Origin of the sequence: Thiomonas sp. FB-6 (genome assembly GCF_000377645.1) — a bacterium.
Lineage (GTDB): Bacteria > Pseudomonadota > Gammaproteobacteria > Burkholderiales > Burkholderiaceae_C > Thiomonas_A.
Map to the genome: position 1 here is coordinate 1 of NZ_KB898479.1, position 18040 is coordinate 18040.

Genomic DNA, 18040 nt, shown 5'->3' on the forward strand with positions numbered 1-18040 from the left:
AGCACCGTGACGCGATCGCACAGCCCCATGACCAGCTTGACGTCGTGCTCGATCAGCAGGATCGTGCGCCCGTCCTGGCGAATGGTCACCAGCAACTCGCGCAACTGCAGCTTCTCGGTGGCGTTCATGCCGGCGGCCGGCTCGTCCAGCGCCAGCAGCTTGGGCTCGGTGGCCAGCGCGCGCGCGATCTCCAGACGCCGCTGGTCGCCGTAGGACAGCGTGCGCGCGCGGTAGTCGGCGTACTGCTCGATGCCCACGTACTGCAGCAACTCGTAGGCGCGCTCGCGGATGGCGCGCTCCTCCTGGCGAAAGCGCGGCGTGCGCAGCACCGCCCCCAGCACCGCGCTCTTCGTGCGCGTGTGGCGCCCCACCATCACGTTCTCCAGCGCCGTCATGTCCGGGAACAGGCGGATGTTCTGGAAGGTGCGCGCGATGCCCTCGTGCGCCACCTGGTGCACCGCCTCGGGCTTGTAGGCGCGCCCTTCCAGCAGGAACTCGCCCCCGTCGGGCTTGTACATGCCGGTGATCACGTTGAAAAAGGTGGTCTTGCCCGCCCCGTTGGGGCCGATCAGGCCGTAGATCTGGCCCCGGTGGATCTCCAGGCCCACCTCCGACAGCGCCTGCAGGCCGCCGAAGCGCTTGGAAGCGCCCGAGACCTTCAGCGTCGGCACGCCACCGCCAGCCGCCGGCGGCTGCTCCTCGATCACGTCGAGTTGCGCGCTCATGATTGCACCTCCCCCGCCACCGCGGCCGATTTGCGCGCGCCGTTGCCGATGCCCAGCGAGGCCACCGACTTGCCGTGCTCGGGCGCGGGCCACAGCCCCTTCGGACGCACCAGCATGATCAGGATCATCGCCAGCGAGTAGATCAGCTGGCGCAGGATCCCGCTGTCGATGTACACATGGTTGAACGCCGCCTGCTGCCAGTCCGAGATGAAGCCCGTATAGCGCAGCGCCTCCGGCAGCACCGACAGCAGGATCGCCCCCAGGATCACCCCCGGAATGTTGCCCATGCCCCCGATCACCACCATCGCCAGCACGTTCACCGATTCCATCAGCGAGAACGACTCCGGCGACACGAAACCCTGGAAGGCCGCGAACATCACCCCCGCCACGCCCCCGAAGGTCGCCCCCATCGAGAAGGCCAGCAGCTTCATGTTGCGCGTGTTCACCCCCATCGCCTTGGCCGCGATCTCGTCCTCGCGCATGGCCATCCACGCCCGCCCGATGCGCGAGTCCTGCAGCCGGTAGCAGATGAACACCGTGATCGCCGCCAGCGCCAGGAACAGCCAGTAGTACTCGGTCACCGAGTTGATCGTGTAGCTGCCGATGTGGATGCTCTGGTTCAGGTGCCACCCGAACATGCTCACCCCGTGGATCCCCGAGATCCCCTGCGGCCCGTTGGTGATGTCCACCGGCGCGTTCAGGTTGTTCATGAATATGCGGATGATCTCCCCGAAGCCCAGGGTCACGATGGCCAGGTAGTCCCCCCGCAGCTTGAGCACCGGCGTGCCCAGCAAAATGCCGAACAGCGCCGCCAGCCCCGCCCCCAGCGGAATCACCAGCCAGATCGACACGTTGAAGCCGTGCGGCCACAACCTCCCCAGCGTGTCGAAGTTGTCCGTCAGCTGCGTCGACGACAGCAGCGCGAACATGTACGCCCCCACCGCGTAGAAGGCGATGTAGCCCAGGTCCAGCAGCCCCGCCAGACCCACCACGATGTTCAGCCCCAGCGCCAGCATCACGTACAGCATCGAAAACGCCGCGATGCGCACCCACGCGTCTCCGAAGCTCTGCAGCCCCAGCGGCATCACCAGCATGACGCCCGCGGCAATGAGGAAGCCCAGGAACTTGGTGTTACTCGTATTGGTCGATTGCATGCTCGTCTCCCGCTCAGGCGCGATCGGCCACGCGCTCGCCCAGCAGCCCCTGCGGGCGCAGCGTGAGCACCAGGATCAGCACGATGAACGCGAAGATGTCCTGGTAGTTGCTGCCGAACATCCCGTGCGTGAAGGTGCCGATGTAGCCCGCCCCCAGCACCTCGATCACCCCCAGCAGAACCCCCCCCACCATCGCCCCGCCCATGTTGCCGATGCCTCCCAGCACCGCCGCCGTGAAGGCCTTCAGCCCCGGCGTGAAGCCCATGTAGAAGTTCGCCGTCGAGAAGTTCGCGTACCACATCACCCCCGCGATCGCCGCCAGCACCGCGCCGATCACGAAGGCCGCCGAAATCACCAGGTTCGGGTTCACCCCCATCAGCGAGGCCACCCGCGGGTTCTCCGCCGTCGCCCGCATCGCGCGCCCCAGCTTGGTGTGGTTGATCAGCACCGTCAGCCCCACCAGCAGCACCACCGTGACCACCAGAATGGCAATCTGCACCTGCGTGATCACCACCCCGTCCATGTTGATCACGCGGTTCGGGAACATCTCCGGGAACACCTTGTAGTCGCGCCCCCACACCACCATCGCCAGCGTCTCCAGCAGGATCGACATGCCGATGGCCGTCACCAGCGGCGCCAGCTTGGGCGCGTTGCGCAGCCGCCGGTACGCCAGGCGCTCGATGAAAAAGTTCAGCGTCCCGCACACCGCCATCGCCGCCACCAGCGCGATCGCCAGCACCAGCGGCCAGGGCATCCCCGGCGTCACCGCGTGCAGGAACCGGAACATGCTGTACGACGTCAGCGCCCCCACCATCATCACGTCGCCATGGGCGAAGTTGATCAGGTTGACGATCCCGTAGACCATCGTGTAGCCCAGGGCGACTAGGGCATACATGCTGCCCAGCACCAGGCCGTTCACCAACTGTTGAATAAGTGTTTGCATCCCGAAAGTCCTTGTGGGTACGGTGCACGCGATGCGGCTACCCATGCGACCTCGGGGTCTCGCGGAAGGTGATTCCGCGCTTCCCCCGCCGGGGCTCCGCCCGTGCCTGGTGGGCTCGGACAGGACTCCGGCATGCCGATGAGTCTCCTGGTGGCAGACCACACAGGCGCACCCGTGATCTTGCCGACTTTGTAGGTTTAACCGGTAATGATAACCACGGGGATTAACCCGCCTCCCCCACAGGCCGGGGGCAAAACTTGTTGCGCGATGTTCCCGAGCTGTGCTCGCTTGCGCGCGCCTGCGGAAGCAGCAGCAAGATGCATGCCTGAATGCTGCGACGCACAATGCGAGTGCGCACGGCGCGGCGGCGCGAGCCCGCGGCGCTCAATCGCTGGGACCGCCGCCCGGATCGTCGGCCCGATCGCCGGCCGCATCGCCGCTCGCGTCCTCCCCGGCGGCCGCGCCGGGCAGGCCCGCGCGGGCCTGGCGGTTCAGGCGCCGCAACTCGGCCAGGCGCTCGCCCAGGCGCGCCTCCAGACCGCGGGGCGTGGGGCGGTACAGGCGCGCTTCCGGCATGCTCTGCGGGAAGTAGCGCTCGCCGGCGGCGAAGGCGCCCGGTTCGTCGTGGGCATAGCGGTACGCCGCGCCCGCACCAATTTCGCGCATCAGGCGCGTCGGTGCATTGCGCAGGTGCATGGGCACCGGCGCGCTGCCGTGCCGGCGCACCAGTTCGCGCGCCTCGCCGGCGGCCACGTAGGCGGCGTTGGACTTCGGCGCCAGCGCCAGGTACAGCACGGCCTGCGCCAGCGCCAGTTCGCCCTCGGGGCTGCCCAGGCGCTCGTAGGCGGCCATCGCGTCCAGGCTCAGCGACAGCGCGCGCGGATCGGCCAGCCCGATGTCCTCGCTGGCCATGCGGATCAGGCGCCGGCCGATGTAGGCCGCGTCCACGCCGCCGTCGACCATGCGCGTGAACCAGTACAGCGAGGCGTCGGGATCGCTGCCGCGCACCGATTTGTGCAAGGCCGAGATGACGTCGTAGAACTGATCGCCGCCCTTGTCGTAGCGCCTCAGGGTCTCGGCCAGCGCCGATTGCAGCAGCGCCATGTCCACGCTGGCGCTGCCCGCGGCGCGCGCCGTGGCGGCCACCGCCTCGACCGCGTTGAGCAGGCGCCGGCCGTCGCCGTCGGCGTGCTCGGCCAGCAGGCGCAGCGCGTCGGGCTCGATGTCCGCAACGCCGCTGGCCTGCAGGCCGCGGCGCGCGAGCAACTCGAGCTCGGGGGGCTGCAGCGGCTGCAGCACGTACACGGTGGCACGCGACAGCAGCGCGCTGTTGACCTCGAAGGAGGGGTTCTCGGTGGTCGCGCCGATGAAGGTGAACAGGCCCGATTCGACGTGCGGCAGGAAGGCGTCCTGCTGGCTCTTGTTGAAGCGGTGCACCTCGTCGACGAACACCAGCGTGGGCTGGCCCCCGGCGCGCGCCGCCTGCGCCTGCACCACCGCCTCGCGGATTTCCTTGACCCCGGCGAGCACCGCGGAAATGGCGATGAAATGGGCGCCGAAGCGCTGCGCGATGAGCCGGGCCAGCGTGGTCTTGCCCACCCCGGGCGGGCCCCACAGGATCATCGAATGCAGGCGCCTGGTGTCGAAGGCCAGGCGCAGCGGCCTGCCGGGGGCCAGCAGGTGGGTCTGCCCGATCACCTCGTCGATGCCGCGCGGGCGCAGGCGCTCGGCCAGCGGCGCCTCGGCACCCGCGTCGGCCGGGCCCGGGCCTTGCGGCCTCGCGGGCTCGCTCGGGTCGGGATCGAACAGGTCGGCGCTGCGGACCATGGGCGGAGCGCGCGAGGCTTCAGGCGCCGCCGGGGCGGATCACCGCGGCCCCGGGCGGCGGGGTGAATTCGAAGGTCCCGGCGGGAAAGCTCGGGTTGTCCCGCTGCGCACTGAAGCGGATGGTCGAGGTGCGGCGGAAGGCATCGCGCAGCACCATCTGCTCCAGCTGCGGCCCCCGCGCGCCCTCGCGCAGGCCCAGGCGCACCCAGACAAAGGAACCGTCGGCACTGCGCGGCGTGGCCTGCACCCATTGCAGCCCGCCCTGCGCGGGCAGCGCCTGCAGCCGGAACACCCGCTGCACGTCGGCGCCGGCCAGCAAGGCCGCCGGCGTGCCGCCCAGGGCCTGGGACTGGCTGCTGACGGTCACCTGGTCCAGGTCGTGGTCGTAGGTCCAGATGGTGCTGCCGTCGCTGACGATGTCCTGCCGGTAGGGCTTGAGGTACACCCAGCGGAAGCGTCCCGGGCGCTCGAAGGAGAAGCTGCCGGAGGACACTTGCGGCGTGCCGCCGTTGGCGGTGGCCACGCTTTGCGTGAAGTCGGCCTGCGCGCCGTGGGTGTCGCGCAGCCACTGCTGCAGCAGCGCCAGTCCGTCGGGCGGCGCCGCGGAGGCGGCCAGCGGCAGGGCCGCGCCGAACAGGGCCAGGCCCGCCAGCAGGCGCCGGCGGGCGGGAAGGAATGCGGGGATGCGGGACATCGGCGGGTGCCTCGGAGATGGGAAAATGTCTTGGAACCAGGAAGCCGGTCGCGGCGGCGCGCCCCGCGCGGGGCCCGGGACTCAGGGCTCGCCGCGCGCCGGCACCAGGATGTCGCGGTTGCCGTTGCTCGACAGCGGCGAGACCAGGCCGGCCTTCTCCATCTGGTCCAGCAGGCGCGCCGAGCGGTTGTAGCCGATGCGCAGATGGCGCTGCACCAGCGAGATCGAGGCCTTGCGGTTCTGCAGCACGATCTGCACCGCCTGGTCGTACAGCGGGTCGCTCTCGGCGTCGCCGCCGCCCTCGAATCCGCCGGCCTCGCCGTCGGCACCGAGCTCGGGCTCGAGCAGGCCGGGCACGTAGTCGGGCTCGCCCTGGGTCTTGAGCTGCTCGACCACGCGGTGCACCTCGGAGTCGGAGACGAAGGCGCCGTGCACGCGCTGCGGCGCGCCGGAGCCGGGCGGCAGGTACAGCATGTCGCCCATGCCCAGCAGGCTTTCCGCGCCCATCTGGTCGAGAATGGTGCGCGAGTCGACCTTGCTCGACACCTGAAAGGCGATGCGCGTGGGAATGTTGGCCTTGATCAGCCCGGTGATCACGTCCACGCTGGGGCGCTGCGTGGCCAGGATCAGGTGGATGCCCGCGGCGCGCGCCTTCTGCGCCAGGCGCGCGATGAGTTCCTCGATCTTCTTGCCCACCACCATCATCAGGTCGGCCAGTTCGTCGATGACCACCACGATGAAGGGCATGTGCTGCAGCGGCTCCGGGCTCTCCGGGGTCAGCGACAGCGGGTTGGGCACGTGCTCGCCGCGCTGCGCCGCCTCGGCGATGCGCGCGTTGTAGCTGGCCAGGTTGCGCACGCCCAGCTTGCTCATGACCTTGTAGCGCCGGTCCATCTCGCCCACGCACCAGTTCAGCGCGTGCGCCGCCTGCTTCATGTCGGTGACCACCGGAGCCAGCAGGTGAGGGATGCCCTCGTAGACGCTCAGCTCGAGCATCTTCGGGTCGATCATGATCAGGCGCACCTGGCGCGCCTCGGCCTTGTACAGCAGGCTGAGGATCATCGCGTTGATGCCCACCGACTTGCCCGAGCCGGTCGTGCCCGCCACCAACAGGTGCGGCATGCGCGCCAGGTCGGCGACCACCGGCTTGCCCACGATGTCCTTGCCCAGGCCCATGGTGAGCATGGACTGCGCGTCGTTGTAGACCTGCGAGCCCAGGATCTCGCCCAGCCCGATGGTCTGGCGCTTGGCGTTGGGCAGTTCCAGCGCCATGGTGTTCTTGCCGGGGATGGTCTCCACCACGCGGATGCTCACCAGCGACAGCGCGCGCGCCAGGTCGCGCGACAGCGTCACCACCTGGGAGCCCTTCACGCCGGGCTCGGGCTCGACCTCGTAGCGGGTGATCACCGGGCCGGGCAGCGCCGCGACCACGCGCACCGACACGCCGAAGTCCTTGAGCTTCTTCTCGATCAGGCGGGAGGTGAACTCCAGGGTCTCGGCCGACACCGCGTCGCGCGCGGCCTGCGCCTGATCCAGCAGATCCAGCGTGGGCAGGGCCGAGTTGGGCATTTCCTGGAACAGCGGCTTCTGGCGTTCGCGCTGCACCCGCGGCGACTGCGCCACCTGCACCACCGCCGGCTCGATGAACACGGGGGCGAACACCTCCTCGGCCTCGCGCGCCGCCTGGTCCTGCACGTCGGCCTCGCGCTCGCGCAGCGCCTGCTGGCCGGCCTCGCGGTCCTGGCGCAGCGCGCGGCGCGCACGCAGGCGGGTCCAGGCCCATTCGATGCCCGCGCCGGTGCGCTCCGCGGCGTCCACCCAGCTGAAGCGGGCGAACCAGGACAGCGACAACAGGAACATGGCCAGCAGCACGATGGCGCTGCCGGTGAATCCCAGCAGATGCTGCAGGGCAACACCCAGCCAGGAGCCGACCACCCCGCCGGCCTGGCCCGGCAGCAGCGCGCCCAGGTGCCACAGGCGCGTGGCTTCCAGCGCCGCGCTGGACAGCGGGAGCAGCGCGAGCCCGGCCGCGAAACCCAGGCGGCGCCACCAAGGCGCGGCTTCGGCCTCTTCGGCGGGCTCCAGCGCGGCCGGGTGGGCGTGGCGCCAGGCCCGCAGCAGCGCGTACAGGCCCATGGGCAGGATCCACAGGGCCGAGAAGCCGAGCAGGAAGTACAGGATGTCGGCGACCCAGGCGCCGGCCGCGCCCACCAGGTTCGCGGTGGCATGGGCGGCGGTGCCGGAGGTCGACCAGGAGGGGTCGTCGCGGTGGTAGCTGAGCAAGGCCAGCAGCAGCAGCAGCCAGGCGATGGCGCCGCTGGCCAGGCGGAGTTCGGCGAGCAGGCGGCTCTTGCGCGCGGCGGGACGGCGCGGCTCGTTGCGCGGACCGATCCAGGGCAGGGAAAAACGACTCAAGGTTGCAACGGAGTAGTACGCGGCCGGTGCTCGCCCGCGCGGCTCAGGTCATGTTGGCGATGCGATCGCGCACCACCAGCGAGCCGTCGTCGCGGTCGAGCACCAGCGACTGTTGTTCGAAATCCTTCATCACGCGGCTGACCATCTCGCGCGACGCGCCGACCATCTTGGCCAGGTCCTGGCGCGAGGGCTTGTTGCGCACGATGCGTTCGGCGCCGTCGGGCTCGCTCATTTCCAGCAGCGCGCGCGCAACCCGCCCGTAGACATCCAGCAGGGCCAGCGACTCGATCTTGCGATCGGCGCCGCGCAGGCGGTGCACCAGCCCGCGCATGATCGAGAAACTCATGCTGGTGTTCTCGGGCAGGCTCTGCAGGAAGGCCACGCGCCCGAGCATCAGCACGTCGGTCTGCACCTCGGCGATGACCGAGGCGGAATGGGGCTGGCCGTCGATCAGGCTCATCTCGCCGACGTGGTCGCCGGGATGCAGCACCGCCAGGATGACCTCGCGCCCGCGCGAATCCACGCTGATCACCCGCGCCCGTCCGGCCAGGATGATGAACAGCGCGTTCGAGCGCCCGCCCTGTTCGACCAGGCATTCGCCGCGCTTGTAGCGCTTTTTCACGATGGACTGCGACAGCGTCCAGGCTTGCGCCTCGGTGAGCACCGAGAACATCGGCACGCGCCGCACCAGATCGATATTCGAGATCGCAACCATGTCGTGTCCGCCGCTGTGGCCCTTGCGCATGCTAACCCAGCGCGGGGCCGCCCGAACGCCCCGGCGCGCGCCGGGGCCGCGCCCTAGAATTCCGGATTCCCGGGAGCGCGCCCGGCACGCCCCCTCCGCCCCGGCGTTTCCATCAACCATTCACGGGATTTTCATGAGCACCCGACACGCCAAAGTCCTCATCCTCGGCTCCGGCCCGGCCGGCTATTCGGCCGCGGTGTACGCCGCGCGCGCCAACCTCAAGCCCCTGCTGGTCACCGGCATGGCGCAGGGTGGCCAGCTGATGACGACCACCGAGGTCGACAACTGGCCCGCCGACGTGGACGGGGTGCAGGGCCCCGACCTGATGGCCCGCTTCGAGGCGCATGCGCGGCGCTTCGACACCGAAATCGTGTTCGACCACATCCATACGGTGGATCTGAAATCCCGCCCCTTCGTGCTGCAGGGCGACAGCGCCACCTACACCTGCGACGCGCTGATCATCGCCACGGGTGCCTCGGCCAAGTACCTGGGGCTGCCCAGCGAGCAGGCCTTCATGGGGCGCGGGGTCTCGGGCTGCGCCACCTGCGACGGCTTTTTCTACCGCGATCAGGACGTCTGCGTGGTGGGCGGCGGCAACACCGCGGTGGAGGAGGCGCTGTACCTGACCGGCATCGCGCGCAAGGTCACGGTGATCCACCGGCGCGACCGCTTCCGCGCCGAGCCCATCCTGATCGACCGCCTGATGCAGCGCGTGGCCGAGGGCAAGGCCGAGCTGCGCCTGTGGAGCGAGCTGGACGAGGTGCTGGGCGACGCCAGCGGGGTCACCGGCGTGCGCCTGCGGGACAACCGCAGCGGCCAGACCAGCGAGCTCGCGCTGTCGGGCTGTTTCGTCGCCATCGGGCACCAGCCGAATACCGCCATCTTCGAGGGCCAGCTGGCGATGAAGGACGGCTACATCGTCACCCGCAGCGGCCTGGAGGGCATGGCCACCGCCACCAGCGTGCCCGGCGTGTTCGCGGCCGGCGACGTGCAGGACCACGTCTACCGCCAGGCCATCACCAGCGCCGGCACCGGCTGCATGGCCGCGCTGGACGCGCAGCGCTACCTCGAAAACGAGGCTTGAGGACATCAGCCCCCACGCTCGCTGCGCTCGCTGCCTCCCGAGGGGCCGCGGTCGGCCGCGACGCCAGCTACGGCGCCCCGGCAGCTTCGGGCGCGGGCGGCGCCGCGTCGAGCCAGTTCGCGCGGTAGTGCAGCAGCTCGTCGATGGACTCGTGGATGTCGGCCAGCGCGGTGTGCTCCTGGCGCTTCTTGAACGATGCCGCCACTTCCGGGCGCCAGCGCCGGGCCAGTTCCTTGAGGGTGCTGACGTCCAGGTTGCGGTAGTGGAAAAAGGCTTCCAGCCGGGGCATGCAGCGCGCCATGAAGCGCCGGTCCTGGCAGATGCTGTTGCCGCACATGGGGCTCTTGCCCGCCGGTACGTAGCGGGACGCGAATTCGATCATCGCCTGTTCCGCCCGGGCCTCGTCCACGGTGCTGGCGGCGACCCGCGCGGTCAGCCCGGAGCGCCCATGGGTGCCCTGGTTCCACGCGTCCATCGCGGCCATCACCTCGGCCGGCTGGTGCACCGCCACCACCGGGCCCTCGACCCGGCGCGTGACCTGGGCATCGGTGACCACCAATGCGACCTCGATGATGCGGTCGTTCAGCGGATCCAGGCCGGTCATCTCCATGTCGACCCACAGGAGGTTGGATTCGTGCAAAGGCAGATCGGAGGAGTTCAGGAGGGTGCTCATGCGCGCGGGGCGCGGGGCCGACCGTGCCGCGAGCCGCGGCCGCGCGTCGGCACCACGCGGATGGGATAATGGGCGCACCGCGCGAGCCCGCGCGGCGCCTTGGATCCGCATTCTCGCATGAGCCCTTTCCCCGCACCGCGCCCCGCCGCCCGCATGCATTCATGAACGCCTTGCACCTGTCCCTGCTGTGCAGCGCGGGTTTCGCCGCCGCCTTGCTGCTGGCCACGGCGCTGCGCCTGTGGCTGGGCCTGCGCCAGATCCGCCATGTGCGGCTGCATCGCGAGCACGTACCCCAGGCCTTCGCCGGAGTCATCGGGGTGGAGGCCCACCGCAAGGCGGCCGACTACACCAGCGCGCGCCAGCGCCAGGATCTGTGGCATGCGCTGTTCTCCGCCGCGGTGGTGCTGGCCTGGACCCTGCTGGGCGGGCTGCAGCTGCTGGCGGGACTGAACGCGGCATGGTTCGGCGGCGGCGTGGGCGCGCAGTTGCTGCTGCTGGCCGAATTCGGGCTGCTCGGCGCCCTGCTCGATCTACCCTGGGACATCTGGCGCACCTTCGGGCTGGAGTCGCGCTTCGGCTTCAACCGCAGCACCCCCGCGCTGTTCGCGGCGGACCAGCTCAAGGGCCTGCTGCTCGGCGCGGCGCTGATGGCGCCGCTGGCGCTGCTGGTGCTGTGGCTGATGCGCCTCGGCCCGCTGTGGTGGCTGTGGGCCTGGGCCGGTTTCGCCGGCTTCAGCCTGGCGATGATGGTGATCTTCCCCACCTGGATCGCGCCCTGGTTCAACCGCTTCGAGCCCCTGCCGGACGGCGAAGTGAAGACCCGCGCGCAGGCGCTGATGCAGCGCTGCGGCTTCGCGCTGCAGGGCCTGTACGTGATGGACGGCTCGCGCCGCAGCGCGCATGCCAACGCCTATTTCACCGGCATCGGCTCGGCCCGCCGCGTGGTGCTGTTCGACACCCTGCTGGGCCAGCTCGACGCGCAGCAGATCGAGGCCGTGCTGGCGCACGAGGTCGGCCACTACAAGCGGCGCCACATCCAGCAGCGCCTGCTGCTGACCCTGGCGATGAGCCTGGGCGGCTTCGCGCTGCTGGGGTGGCTGGCCTCGCGCAGCTGGTTCTACTCCGGGCTGGGTTTTGAGCCCGACCTGCTGGGCAGCAACGCCGCCGCGGCGCTGATCCTGTTCAGCCTGGCGCTGCCGGTGTTCGGGGTGTTCCTGACGCCGCTGGGCTCCGGCTGGTCGCGCCGGCACGAGTTCGAGGCCGACGCCTACGCGGCCGAGCACAGCGACGCACGCGCGCTGGGCAGCGCGCTGCTGCGCATGTACCGCGACAACGCCTCCACGCTCACGCCGGACCCCTGGTTCGTGCGCTTCTACTACAGCCACCCGCCGGCGCTGCAGCGCCTGGCCCGCCTGGGCCTGCCCGCGGCAGCGCCCGCGACCGCCTGAGCGCGCGCGTGCGGCCCCCGCCGATCCAGCGCTCGACCGCGGCCCCGGCGTCCGCGCAGGGCGTGCGTGCGCGCATCGTCGGCGCCTTCGGGCGCAACTACCTGGCCGACAGCGGCGCCGGACCGGCGTTCCCCTGCGTGGCGCGCGGCAAGCGCAGCGATGTGGTCTGCGGAGACGAGGTGCTGCTGCAGCCCGGCGACCCGGCGCTGATCCTGCAGGTTCTTCCCAGGCGCAACGTGCTGTGGCGCGAGGACGCGTGGCGCAGCAAGGTGTTCGCGGCCAACCTGGACCTGTTGCTGGTGGTCACCGCACCGGAGCCGTCGCCCAACCTGGACCTGGTGGGACGCGCGCTGATCGCGGCGCGCGCCGAGGGCATCGAGACCCTCGTGCTGCTGAACAAATGCGAACTGCCCAGCGGCGCCGCGCTGCGCCAGCGCCTGCGCCCGCTGGAGTCCTGCGGGCAGGCGCTGCTGGAGCTGTCGGCGCGCCAGCAGCCGCAGCAGGCGCTGGAGCGGTTGCGCCCCTGGCTGGCCTCGCGTACCTGCATGCTGATCGGCGCCTCCGGCGTGGGCAAGTCCACGCTGGCCAACGCGCTGGTGCCGGGCCTGCAGGCGCAGACCCAGGCCTTGAGCGAGGCGCTCAACGCCGGGCGACACACGACGACCAGCACGCGGCTGTGGAAACTACCGGGGATGCCCGAAGGCAGCGCGCTGCTGGATTCCCCCGGCTTCCAGGCCTTCGGCCTGCATCACCTGAGCGTCACCCAGTTGCAGCACGCGCTGCCGGAACTGGCGGCCCGCCTCGGGCAGTGCCGGTTCCAGAACTGCACCCACCGCCAGGAACCCGGCTGCGTGGTGCGGGAAGCCGTGCAGGCGGGCGGCATCGACCCCGAGCGCTACGCGCTGTATCTGCGGGTGCTGGAAGAACTGCTGGCGCCGCGGCACTGAGAGGCCGCGCGCCAGGGCGCGGCCCTGCCTCAGTCGGGCAGCTGGCCCAGGAGCATGAACTCCATCAGCGCCTTCTGCACGTGCAGCCGGTTCTCGGCTTCGTCCCACACCACGCTTTGCGGGCCGTCGATGACCTCGCCCTGCACTTCCTCGCCGCGATGCGCGGGCAGGCAATGCATGAACAGGGCCTGGGGGTCGGCGCGCGCCATCATGCGGGTGTCGACCATGAAGCCCTGGAAAGCCCGCATGCGCTGCGCGTTCTCGGCCTCGTAGCCCATGCTGGTCCACACGTCGGTGGTCACCAGGTGGGCGCCCTCGCAGGCCTGAAGGGGATCGTCGAAACAGCCCAGGCAGGCGCGTTCGGCCTCGGTCACCGGGTAGCCGGCGCGCTGCAGGTCCACGCCGTAGCCGGCGGGGCCGCTGAAGTGCACGCGGAAGCCCAGGATGGCCGCGGCCTGCAGCCAGGTGTAGAGCATGTTGTTGGCGTCTCCCACCCAGGCCACGACCTTGCCGGCGATGTCCCCGCGGTGCTCGATGTAGGTGAATACGTCGGCCAGCACCTGGCAGGGGTGGAATTCGTTGGTCAGGCCGTTGATCACCGGCACGCGCGAATGGGCCGCGAAGCGCTCGACGATGTCGTGGCCGTAGGTGCGGATCATCACCAGGTCGACCATGCGCGAGAACACCTGCGCGGCATCCTCGATGGGCTCGCCGCGCCCGAGCTGGCTGTCCCGGGTGTTGATGTAGATGGCGGCGCCGCCGAGCTGGTGCATGCCGGCCTCGAAACTCAGCCGGGTGCGCGTGGAGTGCTTCTCGAAAATCATCGCCAGCGTGCGGTCCACCAGCGGCTGGTGCATCTCGTAGCGCTTGAAACGGGCCTTGATCAGCGAACTGCGGCGGAACAGGTAGGCGTATTCCTCGCGGTCGAGGTCGCTGAACTGCAGGTAATGGCGGGGCGCTTGACGGCTCATCGCGTGGGCTCCTCAGGCGGCGGCGACGAAACGCTGCACCAGCGGCACCAGCAGCGCCAGCAGCTGCTCGGCCTCCTCGCGCCGCAGCACCAGCGCCGGCAGCAACCGGATCACGGTGTCGTGCGTGACATTGATCAGCAACCCGGCCTCGCGCGCCTGCGCCACGAGTTCGCCGCAGGCACGGTCGAGCTCGATGCCGATCATCAGGCCGCTGCCGCGCACATCGCGCACCCCCGGCAGGCCTCCCAGGCGCTCGCGCAGCTGCGCCATCATCCAGCCGCCCACGCGGGCGGCGCTGTCCAGCAGGCCCTCGTCCTCGATGATGGACAGGGTTTCCAGCGCGGCGCGGCAGGCCAGCGGGTTGCCGCCGAAGGTGCTGCCATGCTGGCCGGGGCCGAATACGCGTGCCGCCTCGCCGTAGCCCAGCAGCGCTCCGATGGGCACGCCCGAGGCCAGTCCCTTGGCCATCGCCACCACGTCGGGCCGCAGCTCGGCCCACTGGTGGGCCAGCCACTTGCCGGTGCGGCCCATGCCGCACTGCACTTCGTCGATCATCAGCAGCCAGCCGTGGCGGTCGCAGATGCGGCGCAGGAAGCGCAGGAATTCCAGCTGCGCGGGACGGATGCCCCCTTCGCCCTGGATGGCCTCGATGAACACCGCGCTTAAGCCCGGGTTGTCGCGCGCGGCGGCTTCCACCGCCGCCTCGTCGTTGAGTTCGACGCGCACGAAGCCTTCGACCAGCGGTTCGAAACCCTTTTGCACCTTGGGATTGCCGGTGGCCGACAAGGTGGCCAGCGAACGGCCGTGGAAGGCGCCTTCGAACACCAGGATCTGCGGCAACGCATGGCCGCGGCGATGGCCCCAAAGGCGCGCCAGCTTGATCGCCGCCTCGTTGGCCTCGAGGCCGGAATTGCAGAAAAACGCCGCATCGGCGCCGGACAGCGCGCACAGGCGGTCTGCCAGCTGGTCCTGCAACTCGATCTCGTAGACGTTGGAGCAGTGGATCAGCTTGCCCACCTGGTCGCGCAGGGCGGCCACCAGGCGCGGGTGCGCGTGCCCGACGGTGTTGACCGCGATGCCGCTGAGTCCGTCCAGGTAGCGCCGGCCCTGCGTATCCCACACCCAGACGCCCTCGCCGTGGCTGAGCGCCAGCGGCTGGCGGGAATAGTTCTGCATCAGGTGGCCGGGCATGGGCTGTTCCTCGATGATGGGCCATGGGCAGGGGCCGGCGGCGGGCGGGCACCGGCCTGCGCTGGCCTGCGTTGCAGGGAACGCGCATCGCGGCAGCGGCGCCGCGGCTCGCCCGCTCCGGGCACGCCGCCTTGCTGCCGCCCGCGAACTCGCGCGCAAGCGTCGATTATAGGAAGCGGCGCTCGCGCACCCACGCGGTGAGCTCGCCGATCAGGCCGCAGCCCTCGGCCACCGCCACGAAACTCGAAGGCGGCACCAGGCTGCCGTCGTCGCGGCTCCAGCGCACTTGCGCTCGGTGATGTCGCGCACCACTTCCCAGATACCCACCGGCTCGCCTGCGGCATCGCGGCGCAGCATGGCCGAGGCCTCGATCCAGCGCTCCGCGCCATCGCCCGTGCGGGCATGATCCTCTCAAGAAAACGCCGGGCCGCCCCAAGTTTTCTTGACCCCCTCGGGGGGCGGGCTGGGCGCAGCCCGGCCCTGGGGCTCTCATGGCGCCCGAGGGTCTGCCACAGCAGGCAGTCGCCCCGCAGGCCCTGCCAATCGGGGCCCGCCGCGGCATCGAAGGCATGCGCCTCGTCGTGCCAGCTGCCGAGCACGGTGGCGTTCAGCCCCTCGGCCCACATCCTGCTGCCCGGCATGTCCCCTCTCCAGCACGATGGAGGTGCCCGCGGCGCTCGGACCGCCAAGGAAGCGACGCGCAGCAAAAAGCCCGCGCGAGGCGGGCTTCCCGGTACCTGGCCCGCGCGAGGCGGGCTGCCGTGCATGGAAAGGCCTCAGGCCCCCATCGACTTCAGCGCGGCGTTCAGGCGGCTCTTGTCGCGAGCGGCCTTGTTGGGGTGGAACAGGCCCTTGCGGGCGATGGAGTCCAGCACCGGCACGGCCGCCTTGAAGGCTTCCGCGGCACGCTCCTTGTCGCCGGCGGCGATGGCCTTGCGCACCGACTTGACCGCGGTGCGAAAGCGCGAACGCATCGCCGAGTTCGCGGCATTGAGCTTGATGTCCTGACGCGCGCGCTTGCGCCCGGAGGGCGTGCGGGCGCTCTTCTTTTTCGCTTGCGCGGATGTCGCCATGGAAATGGTCCTCGAAAAAATTCCGGGAAAAGTGTCAAGTATAGCGTCAAGCGCCCCTTGCGCCAAGGCCGGCCGCCGCCAAGCCGCGGGAAAGGCCGGACTTCGCCCCTATAATCCGTCCCCGTGAACCTGCTGCGCGCCGCCTACACCGTCTCGCTGATGACCCTGGTGTCGCGCATCACGGGCCTGGCGCGCGAGGTGCTGATCGCACGCTACTTCGGCGCCACCGCGTGGACCGACGCCTTCAACGTCGCCTTCCGGCTGCCCAACCTGTTGCGCCGGCTGTTCGCGGAAGGCGCCTTCTCGCAGGCTTTCATTCCCATCCTGGCGGCGTCGCGCGAGAACGACAGCGCGGAAGCCAACCGCCGGCTGATCGACGACGTGGCCACGGCGCTGGCCTGGATCCTGGCCGCGGTCAGCGTGGTCGGCGTGATCGCCGCGCCCCTGCTGGTGCTGCTCACCGCCTCCGGGCTGCACCCGGCCGCCTTCGACGCCGCCGCCTGGATGACCCGGCTGATGTTCCCCTACGCCGGCATCATTTCGCTGGTGGCGCTGTCGGCCGGGATCCTCAACACCTGGAAGCACTTCACGGTCTCGTCACTGACGCCGGCGCTGCTCAACCTGAGCGTGATCGCCGCCGCCGTGCTGCTGCACGGCGTCATGCACCCGCCGGTGTACGCGCTGGCGCTGGGGGTGATGGTCGGGGGCGTCGTGCAACTGGCCGTGCAGGTGCCGGCGCTGCGGCGCTATGCGGTGCTGCCGCGCCTGCACCTGAACTTCCGGGCGGCCTGGCGCTCGCCCGGGGTGCGCCGCGTGGTCCAGCAGATGCTTCCGGCCAGCCTGTCGGTGTCGGTGGCGCAGGTGTCGCTGGTCATCAACACCCAGATCGCCTCGCACCTGCGCCCGGGCAGCGTGTCGTGGCTGGCCTATGCCGACCGCCTGATGGAATTTCCCACCGCGCTGCTGGGCGTGGCCCTGGGCTCGGTGCTGCTGCCCAGCCTGTCGCGCGCGCACGCGGCCGGCGATACCCTGCGCTACAGCTCGCTGCTGGACTGGGGGTTGCGCCTGGCGCTGCTGCTGGCGCTGCCGGCGGCGATCGCGCTGGGGGTGTTCGCCACGCCGCTGGTGGCCATCCTGTTCCAGTACGGACATTTCAACGCCGCCGACGTGGAGCAGACCACGCGCGCGCTGCGCGCCTACGGCCTCGGCCTGCTCGGGCTGATCGGCGTGAAGATCCTGGCACCGGGCTTCTACGCCCGGCGCGACATCCGCACCCCGGTGAAAATGGCCCTGGTCGTGCTGGTGTGCACCCAGTTGCTCAACATCGTGTTCGTGCCCCGCCTGGCGCACGCGGGGCTGGCGCTGGCCATTTCCTGCGGGGCGCTGCTCAACGCCGGGCTGCTGCTGCACGGCCTGTGGCGCCGCGGCAGCTACCGCGCCCAAGCCGGCTGGGCCGGCTTCGGCTCCCGGGTGCTGCTGGCGCAGCTTCCGCTGGGACTGGTGCTCGGCTGGGGCGCCGCCCGCCTGCCCTGGCTGGACTGGCCCGGGCCCCACGCCCACCTGCTGCGCCTGGGCGCCGCCTTCGGGCTGCTCGCGGCGGCGGCCATCGCGTATTTCGCGACCCTGGCGCTGCTGGGCCTGCGTCCCGGACACTTCCGCCACGCGGAGTGAGGCGGGCCGAAGCCCGGCACCGCGCTTGCCGCGGATCAAGGCCCGCGGGACGCGCAGCGGCCACAATGCGCCTCAGGACGGTCATCGCCGTCGGCGGAGAACACCATGTCGCTCAGTCCTGAAGACCTGCAAAGCATCGAAGGCGCACTTCGCGAGCGGCGCGCCGCCGTGGTCGAGGAATTGCGGCGCGAGACCCGCGACGAGGACGGCCTGCTCAGCCTGCCCAGCCACCGCGGCGAAAGCGACCGCGGCGTGGATTTCGAGATGGAGGCGGTGGACCTGGCGCAAAGCCTGCGCGACGCCGGGGAGATCCAGGCCATCGACGCCGCGCTGGAGCGCCTGCGCGACGGCAGCTACGGGCGATGCCCCGACTGCGGTGAGGCCATCGACGCGCAGCGCCTGCTCGCGCAGCCCGCCGCGCTGCGCTGCGCCGACTGCCAGCAGCGCTTCGAACGCAGCCACGCCGGGAGCTGAGCCCG

Annotated in this window: 17 protein-coding genes; 5 read left to right on the plus strand and 12 right to left on the minus strand. The window is 70.5% G+C overall.

Going from position 1 to position 18040, the window contains the following annotated elements; genetic code table 11:
* The 7 genes from D466_RS0109210 to D466_RS0109240 all read right to left on the minus strand — a co-directional run.
* Nucleotides 1–725, minus strand: a 725-nt coding sequence (locus tag D466_RS0109210; RefSeq protein ID WP_018913427.1) for an ABC transporter ATP-binding protein, incomplete at its 3' end; no start/stop codon positions are given.
* Nucleotides 722–1879, minus strand: a complete 1158-nt coding sequence (locus D466_RS0109215) for an ABC transporter ATP-binding protein (RefSeq protein ID WP_018913428.1) — start codon at nucleotides 1877–1879, stop codon at nucleotides 722–724. The genes D466_RS0109210 and D466_RS0109215, both read right to left, overlap by 4 nt.
* A 13-nt stretch (nucleotides 1880–1892) precedes the next feature.
* Nucleotides 1893–2822, minus strand: a complete 930-nt coding sequence (locus tag D466_RS0109220) for a branched-chain amino acid ABC transporter permease (RefSeq protein WP_026285078.1) — start codon at nucleotides 2820–2822, stop codon at nucleotides 1893–1895.
* A 384-nt stretch (nucleotides 2823–3206) separates the two neighbouring features.
* Nucleotides 3207–4649 carry a replication-associated recombination protein A gene (locus tag D466_RS0109225; RefSeq protein WP_018913430.1) on the minus strand — a complete coding sequence of 481 codons (1443 nt, stop codon included), beginning with the start codon at nucleotides 4647–4649 and terminating at the stop codon, nucleotides 3207–3209.
* Nucleotides 4650–4668: 19 nt separating this feature from the next.
* On the minus strand, nucleotides 4669–5343 hold the full coding sequence (gene lolA, locus D466_RS0109230; protein ID WP_018913431.1) for an outer membrane lipoprotein chaperone LolA: 675 nt from the start codon (nucleotides 5341–5343) through the stop codon (nucleotides 4669–4671).
* An 81-nt stretch (nucleotides 5344–5424) separates the two neighbouring features.
* Nucleotides 5425–7758: a DNA translocase FtsK 4TM domain-containing protein gene (locus D466_RS0109235; protein WP_018913432.1), complete on the minus strand. Its 2334-nt coding sequence runs from the start codon at nucleotides 7756–7758 to the stop codon at nucleotides 5425–5427.
* A 43-nt stretch (nucleotides 7759–7801) separates the two neighbouring features.
* Nucleotides 7802–8473 (minus strand): Crp/Fnr family transcriptional regulator, encoded by a 672-nt coding sequence (locus D466_RS0109240; RefSeq protein WP_026285080.1) that lies wholly within the window; start codon nucleotides 8471–8473, stop codon nucleotides 7802–7804.
* Between the two features lie 163 nt (nucleotides 8474–8636).
* Here D466_RS0109240 and trxB point away from each other — a divergent pair, with 163 nt between their 5' ends.
* Nucleotides 8637–9587 (plus strand): thioredoxin-disulfide reductase, encoded by a 951-nt coding sequence (gene trxB, locus D466_RS0109245; protein ID WP_018913434.1) that lies wholly within the window; start codon nucleotides 8637–8639, stop codon nucleotides 9585–9587.
* 67 nt (nucleotides 9588–9654) lie between these two features.
* Here the strand turns inward: trxB and orn are convergent, their stop codons facing one another.
* Entirely contained in the window at nucleotides 9655–10260 is a 606-nt protein-coding gene (orn, locus tag D466_RS0109250; RefSeq protein WP_018913435.1) for an oligoribonuclease, read from the minus strand.
* Between the two features lie 161 nt (nucleotides 10261–10421).
* Between orn and D466_RS0109255 the strand changes: the two genes are divergently transcribed.
* Nucleotides 10422–11708 (plus strand): M48 family metallopeptidase, encoded by a 1287-nt coding sequence (locus D466_RS0109255; RefSeq protein ID WP_018913436.1) that lies wholly within the window; start codon nucleotides 10422–10424, stop codon nucleotides 11706–11708.
* Nucleotides 11709–11716: 8 nt separating this feature from the next.
* Nucleotides 11717–12655, plus strand: coding sequence for a ribosome small subunit-dependent GTPase A (rsgA, locus tag D466_RS0109260; protein WP_018913437.1), 939 nt, complete (start codon nucleotides 11717–11719; stop codon nucleotides 12653–12655).
* 29 nt (nucleotides 12656–12684) lie between these two features.
* Here rsgA and argF read toward each other — a convergent pair whose 3' ends face one another.
* The 4 genes from argF to rpsT all read right to left on the minus strand — a co-directional run bounded on the left by argF (nucleotide 12685) and on the right by rpsT (nucleotide 15890).
* Nucleotides 12685–13626, minus strand: a complete 942-nt coding sequence (gene argF / locus D466_RS0109265; RefSeq protein ID WP_018913438.1) for an ornithine carbamoyltransferase — start codon at nucleotides 13624–13626, stop codon at nucleotides 12685–12687.
* Nucleotides 13627–13638: 12 nt separating this feature from the next.
* Complete coding sequence (locus tag D466_RS0109270) at nucleotides 13639–14817, minus strand: aspartate aminotransferase family protein (protein ID WP_018913439.1); 1179 nt, start codon at nucleotides 14815–14817, stop codon at nucleotides 13639–13641.
* Nucleotides 14818–14983: 166 nt separating this feature from the next.
* Nucleotides 14984–15103 (minus strand): EAL domain-containing protein, encoded by a 120-nt coding sequence (locus D466_RS24775; protein ID WP_018913440.1) that lies wholly within the window; start codon nucleotides 15101–15103, stop codon nucleotides 14984–14986.
* Nucleotides 15104–15593: 490 nt separating this feature from the next.
* Nucleotides 15594–15890: a 30S ribosomal protein S20 gene (rpsT, locus tag D466_RS0109280; RefSeq protein ID WP_018913441.1), complete on the minus strand. Its 297-nt coding sequence runs from the start codon at nucleotides 15888–15890 to the stop codon at nucleotides 15594–15596.
* Between the two features lie 123 nt (nucleotides 15891–16013).
* Between rpsT and murJ the strand changes: the two genes are divergently transcribed.
* Nucleotides 16014–17561 carry a murein biosynthesis integral membrane protein MurJ gene (gene murJ / locus D466_RS0109285; RefSeq protein ID WP_018913442.1) on the plus strand — a complete coding sequence of 516 codons (1548 nt, stop codon included), beginning with the start codon at nucleotides 16014–16016 and terminating at the stop codon, nucleotides 17559–17561.
* A 105-nt stretch (nucleotides 17562–17666) separates the two neighbouring features.
* Nucleotides 17667–18035 (plus strand): TraR/DksA family transcriptional regulator, encoded by a 369-nt coding sequence (locus D466_RS21255; protein ID WP_018913443.1) that lies wholly within the window; start codon nucleotides 17667–17669, stop codon nucleotides 18033–18035.
* Nucleotides 18036–18040 lie beyond the last annotated feature (5 nt).